The following is a 2,560-nucleotide window of genomic DNA, read 5'->3' on the forward strand; positions in this document are numbered from 1 at the left end:
TGGACGCCGCCGGCGAGCTTGGCCATGCGGGGGTCGAGGTTGACGGGGTTGTCTTCCTTGCCGTCCTCGGGCAGGCGCAGCACCTCGCCGATCTGGTCGATGAGCAGGCCGTAGGATTCGCCGCGCAGGTCGACGCCGACCGCCATCGGCACCTTGCCGTCTTCGGCCTTGGGCAGGCCGAGGCGGGCGCGCATGTCGACCACGGTGACGATGCGGCCGCGCAGGTTCAGCACGCCCGCGATCTCGCCCGAGGACAGCGGCACACGGGTGACGCGCTCGGGCATGAACACGTCCTGGACGCGGGAGATCGGCAGGCCGAACAGCTGGCCGCCGATCATCGCGGTGACGTATTCGACCATGGCGCCTTCGCTGGACTGGGTCTTGCTCATCGCTGGTCTCCTGATCCTGGGTTAGGCCGCCGCTGCCCGGCTCAGCTCGGAGGCGCCGGCGGCGCCCGCGGTCTGCTCCTTCAGCGCCGCGATCAGACCGGGACGGTCGAACTTGGCGACATAGTCGTGGAAGCCGGCCTGCCGGCCGCGCTCGATCGCCGCCGGCGACACCAGCGCCGACAGGCCGATGATCGGCATCGCGCCCAGATTGCTGTCGGAGCGGATCACTTCGGCGAACTCGAACCCGTTCATGTCGGGCATCTCGATGTCGGTCAGCACCACGTCAAAGCTCTGGGCGCGCAGCGCGGCCAGGCCCTCCTGCGCGGTTGGCGCGGTGCGGACGCGGTAACCGGCGGCTTTGAGCACCGGCGCCAGCATGTTGCGGAAGAACGCGGAATCGTCGACCAGCAGCACCGACTGCGAATGCAGCGACGGCTTCATCTCCTTGCGGGTGAACCAGTCGGCGAACGCCATCGGCAGGAAGTGGCCGACGTCGATCACCTCGGTGGCCTGGCCCTTGATCACGGCCGAGCCCAGAATGCCCGAGCCGGAGCCGCCGACCTCGATATTGAGCCGTTCCTCGACGATGTCGATGATCTCGTCGACGACGAGGCCCATGGCGCGGCCGTCGTCGGCGAACACCAGGATCGGTTGGGCACCCTGGCTCGCAACGGTGACGCCCTCCATGGCGACCAGCGGCATCAGCTGCTCGCGGTACTGCACCATGTAGCGGCCGTTGCTGAACTCGATCTTGTCGGCGGGCAGCTCCTCGAGACGGGTGACGAGCCCGAGCGGGACCGCCTTGGGCTGGGACGAGCCGGCGCGGAACACCAGCAGCGAGGTGGTCTGCTCGCCCGCGCCGATGTGGTGGGCCCCGTTCTCGTCGGCCATGTCATGGGCCGAGGAGCCGGCGGCGCCGAGCGCCTTGGCAATGCCGTTGGGATCGATGATCATGATGACGGCGCCATCGCCCAAAATGGTGTTGCCCGAGAACATGTCGATGTGACGCAGCTTGGTCGACATCGGCTTGACCACGATCTCTTCGGTGTGGAACACGCCGTCGACGACGATGCCGAAGGTCTGGCTGCCGACTTGCGTGACCACGATAAAACCGTTCTCGGGATCGGATGCGGCGCCGTCGTCGATCTTCAAGAGCTTCTTCAGATGGATCAGCGGCAAGAGCTTGTTGCGCAGGCGCAGCACCGCGGTGTCTTTGATGCGCTCGATGCGGTGCTCGGAATTGGCGCGGGCGCGCACCAGCTCGACCACCGAGAGCTGCGGGATGGCAAAGCGGTCGCCGGCGGCCTCGACGATCAGGGCGGAGACGATCGCCAAGGTCAGCGGGATCTTGATGGTGACGGAGGAGCCTTCGCCGGCCACGCTCTTGATGTCGATGGTGCCGCCGATCTGGTCGATGTTGGTGCGCACCACGTCCATGCCGACGCCGCGGCCGGAGACCGAGGTGATGGCGGCCGCGGTCGAGAAGCCCGGCGCGAAGATGAACTTGTGGATCTGGGCTTCGCTCATCTTCTCGAGCTCGGCCTCGGTGACCAGCCCGCTAGAGATCGCCTTGGCCTTGATCTTGTCGGTGTTGAGGCCGCGGCCGTTGTCGGCGATGCAGATGATGATGTGGCCGCCCTCGTGATAGGCGGACAGCCGAATGGTGCCCTGCTCGCCCTTGCCGGCGGCCAAGCGCTCGGCGGGGGTCTCGAGGCCATGATCGGCGGAGTTGCGCACCATATGGGTGAGCGGGTCCTTGATCAAATCGAGCACCTGACGGTCGAGCTCGGTATCGGCGCCGTGCATCTCCAACTCGATCTGCTTGCCGAGTTCGCTCGAGAGGTCGCGGACGATGCGGGGCAGCTTCTGCCAGGCATTGCCGATCGGCTGCATGCGCGTCTTCATGACGCCCTCCTGCAGCTCGGCGGTGACGTTGGAGAGGCGCTGCAACGGCACCTTGAACTCGGTGTCCTCGTTGCGGCGGGAGATCTCCAAAAGCTGGTTGCGGGTCAAGACCAGCTCGGAGACCATGGTCATCAGGTGCTCCAGCGTATCCACGTTGACGCGGATCGACTGGTTGGCGATGCGGTCGCCTTCGGAGGCGCCCTCGTCGGCCAGCGACCTCTTCGGCGCCGGCTTGTCCTTGGCGGCGGGTTTTGCAGCGGCCGCAG

Annotated in this window: 2 protein-coding genes; both read right to left on the reverse strand. The window is 66.7% G+C overall.

Going from position 1 to position 2,560, the window contains the following annotated elements:
* On the reverse strand, positions 1-389 hold a 389-nt coding region (locus IVA78_RS03195; RefSeq protein WP_247415222.1), incomplete at its 3' end, for a chemotaxis protein CheW.
* 21 nt (positions 390-410) lie between these two features.
* Positions 411-2,560, reverse strand: a 2,150-nt coding sequence (locus tag IVA78_RS03200; RefSeq protein ID WP_247464292.1) for a hybrid sensor histidine kinase/response regulator, incomplete at its 5' end; no start/stop codon positions are given.

Origin of the sequence: Bradyrhizobium sp. 137 (assembly GCF_023074095.1) — a bacterium.
Classification (GTDB): domain Bacteria; phylum Pseudomonadota; class Alphaproteobacteria; order Rhizobiales; family Xanthobacteraceae; genus Bradyrhizobium.